The organism is Caballeronia humi (assembly GCF_001544475.1).
Classification (GTDB): domain Bacteria; phylum Pseudomonadota; class Gammaproteobacteria; order Burkholderiales; family Burkholderiaceae; genus Caballeronia; species Caballeronia humi.
Map to the genome: position 1 here is coordinate 1 of NZ_FCNW02000138.1, position 3,155 is coordinate 3,155.

Here is a 3,155-nt window from a genome sequence, read left to right on the forward strand (position 1 = left end):
AGTCTTAAACGAGGGTTTTATGAAGACATCAGAACCGAGTACCGGAAACGTCGTGATCTGCGAGCGTCCCGAGTCGGCGGTCTGCGTGATTCGCATTGATCGCCCCGAGCGCCGCAATGCGCTCAGCCTTGACGTAAAGCAGCAACTCGATGAGGCGTTTGCCGCGGCGGACGCCGACCTGGACGTGCGCGTGATTGTGCTGACCGGCGGGAACTCGTTCTTCGTCGGCGGCACCGACATCGTCGAGATGGTGAACATGACTTCCGGTGAACATACGGCGCGCGACACGAGCCGCGCGTTCCGGACCATCGCTGCATGCCGCAAGCCCGTGATTGCGGCGGTCGAAGGTTATGCGCTGGGCGGTGGCTGCGAACTGGCGCTTGCCTGCGACATGATCGTCGCGGGTCGCGGAGCGCGATTCGGTCAGCCAGAGATTCGCGTCGGCATCATGCCCGGCGCAGGTGGAACGCAGCGGCTGCTAAGGACCATCGGCAAATATCGGGCAATGAAGATGATCCTGACCGGCGAGCCGGTCGATGCGGAGATGGCGTTAGCAATGGGCCTCGTCTCCGAGCTTGCCGACACAGGCGCCGCCTTGGAGCGAGCGCTAGCACTAGCGCGCGACATCGCCAGCATGCCGCCGCTCGCTGTCCGGGCGATCAAAGAGGTCGTCAACGCCGGACAGAACCTGCCGCTCGACGGCGCTTTGCTTTTGGAACGCAAGGCGTTTCAGCTCCTCTTCGATACGAGCGATCAGGAGGAAGGCATGCGAGCGTTCCTCGAAAAGCGCCAGCCGCTGTATCGCGGGGCGTGAAGCTCGGTCCTTCGCATCGCTGACGATGGCGAATGGTTTGACGCATTGAATCAGTGATCGACACGGAAACCGACGCAAGCTGTGGCTTCGCAGCGTTGCGCGCGTACGGTCGCGTAACTACAGGAGGTTTACATGAGAGACGCTTTCATTTGTGATGCGATTCGTACGCCGATCGGCCGCTATGCGGGTGCGCTGTCGTCGGTGCGGGCCGACGATCTCGGCGCCGTGCCGCTGCGCGCGCTGATGGAGCGCAACAAGGACGTCGACTGGAACGCCGTCGAGGAAGTGATCTTCGGCTGCGCGAATCAGGCGGGCGAAGACAATCGCAACGTCGCGCGCATGTCGACGTTGCTGGCCGGCTTTCCCGAAGGTGTTCCGGGAACGACAGTGAACCGCCTGTGCGGCTCGGGCATGGACGCGATCGGCATTGCCGCGCGCGCGATCAAGTCGGGCGAGGCGAGCTTCCTGATCGCGGGCGGCGTGGAGAGCATGAGCCGCGCGCCGTTCGTACAGGGCAAGGCGACCTCGGCGTTCTCGCGTCAGGCCGACATCTACGACACGACCATCGGCTGGCGCTTCGTCAATCCGCTGATGAAAAAGCTGCACGGCGTCGATTCGATGCCGGAAACGGCGGAAAACGTCGCGGATGACTATAAGGTGAGCCGCGCCGATCAGGACGCGTTCGCCGTGCGCAGCCAGCGGAAGGCGGCGCGCGCGAAGGCCGACGGCACGTTCGCGCAGGAAATCGTCGCGGTGACGATCGCGCAGAAGAAGGGCGATCCGATCGTCGTGTCGCAGGACGAGCATCCGCGCGAGACGAGCATCGAGGCGCTGGCGAAGCTGAAGGGCGTCGTGCGCCCGGACGGCAGCGTGACGGCGGGCAATGCGTCGGGCGTGAACGACGGCGCGGCCGCGCTTTTGCTCGCTGACGAAGACAGCGCGAAGCGTTTCGGCCTCGTGCCGCGTGCGCGCATTCTGGGTCTCGCGACGGCCGGCGTGCCGCCGCGCGTGATGGGCATCGGCCCGGCGCCCGCGACTCAGAAACTTCTGAAGCGCCTGAACATGACGATCGATCAGTTCGACGTGATCGAGCTGAACGAAGCGTTTGCATCGCAAGGCTTGGCGGTGCTGCGCATGCTCGGCGTCGCGGATGACGATCCCCGCGTCAACCCGAACGGGGGTGCGATCGCACTCGGCCACCCGCTCGGCATGAGCGGCGCGCGCCTCGTTACGACCGCGAGCTACCAGCTTCAACGCACCGGCGGCCGTTTCGCGCTCTGCACGATGTGCATCGGCGTAGGGCAGGGCATTGCTATCGCGATTGAACGGGTCTGAGGTCGACATGAAAAACGTTCAACACGCGAAGATTGGAATTGTGGGTGCAGGAGCCATGGGGCAGGGAATTGCCCAAATCGCGGTGGTTGCTGGTCTAGAAGTCCGGCTAATGGACATCGATACGGCCGCGGCCGCGCGCGCCATCGCTGCGATCGGCGCCATGCTCGACAAGCTCGCTGCCAAGGGCAAACTCACCTCGGAGCAGGCGCAAGCGGCACTGCGTCGCCTTCAACCGGTGGACTCCGTCGGCGGACTCGCCGATTGCGATCTGGTGGTCGAGGCGATCGTCGAGAAGCTGGAAGTGAAGCGATCGTTGTTTGCCCAGCTCGAGGAGGTCGTGCGCGACGACGCGGTGCTCGCTTCGAACACGTCGTCATTGTCAATCACGGCAATTGCCGCAGGGTGTCGTCATCCTGAGCGGGTTGCGGGCTATCACTTCTTCAACCCCGTGCCGCTCATGAAAGTAGTCGAAGTCGTGCGCGGCCTGCGTTCGGGCGACGCCACCATCGACTGGCTCGCCTCGCTCGCCCAGCAACTCGGACATACGGCAGTCCGTTGTCGCGACATGCCAGGCTTCATCGTGAATCATGCTGGGCGCGGGCTCAATACGGAGGGCTTGCGCATCGTTCAGGAGGGCGTGACTGACGAGCCGACAGTCGACGCCATCGTGCGTGAGCAGATGGGCTTTCGCATGGGTCCATTCGAACTGCTGGACTTGACCGGTCTCGATGTGTCGCACCCGGTGATGGAATCGATTTATCGGCAGTTCTATGACGAGCCGAGGTTCCGACCGTCCCCTATTACGGCCATACGTCTTGCCGGGGGAATGCTGGGGCGTAAGAGCGGTTCGGGCTTCTATGAGTATGACGGTGGAACCAGGGTGTCGGAGCCGGTCTCGGCTCGAGAGAGGACTGGATGGAAGCCCGCCGCGGTGTGGGTGAGTTCTCGTCATCCGGACGAAGCGCAGCGGGTGCTCGATTTGCTCCAAACGTTGGACGTTGAAGTG

3 protein-coding genes are annotated in these 3,155 nt (G+C 63.6%); all 3 read left to right on the top strand.

Annotated features, from left to right (window positions below; translation table 11 throughout):
- Positions 1 to 19: 19 nt before the first annotated feature.
- Entirely contained in the window at positions 20 to 814 is a 795-nt protein-coding gene (locus AWB65_RS34420; protein ID WP_087671210.1) for an enoyl-CoA hydratase-related protein, read from the top strand.
- Positions 815 to 946: 132 nt separating this feature from the next.
- The gene (pcaF, locus tag AWB65_RS34425; RefSeq protein WP_087671211.1) at positions 947 to 2,149 is read left to right on the top strand and encodes a 3-oxoadipyl-CoA thiolase; all 1,203 of its coding nucleotides are present in this window, start codon (positions 947 to 949) and stop codon (positions 2,147 to 2,149) included.
- 7 nt (positions 2,150 to 2,156) lie between these two features.
- Positions 2,157 to 3,155, top strand: a 999-nt coding sequence (locus AWB65_RS34430; protein ID WP_235008095.1) for a 3-hydroxyacyl-CoA dehydrogenase NAD-binding domain-containing protein, incomplete at its 3' end; no start/stop codon positions are given.

Coding starts and splice junctions, on each gene's coding strand:
- AWB65_RS34420 (WP_087671210.1), top strand. CDS start 20: ATGAAGACATCAGAACCGAGTACCGGAAACGTCGTGATCTGCGAGCGT.
- pcaF (WP_087671211.1), top strand. CDS start 947: ATGAGAGACGCTTTCATTTGTGATGCGATTCGTACGCCGATCGGCCGC.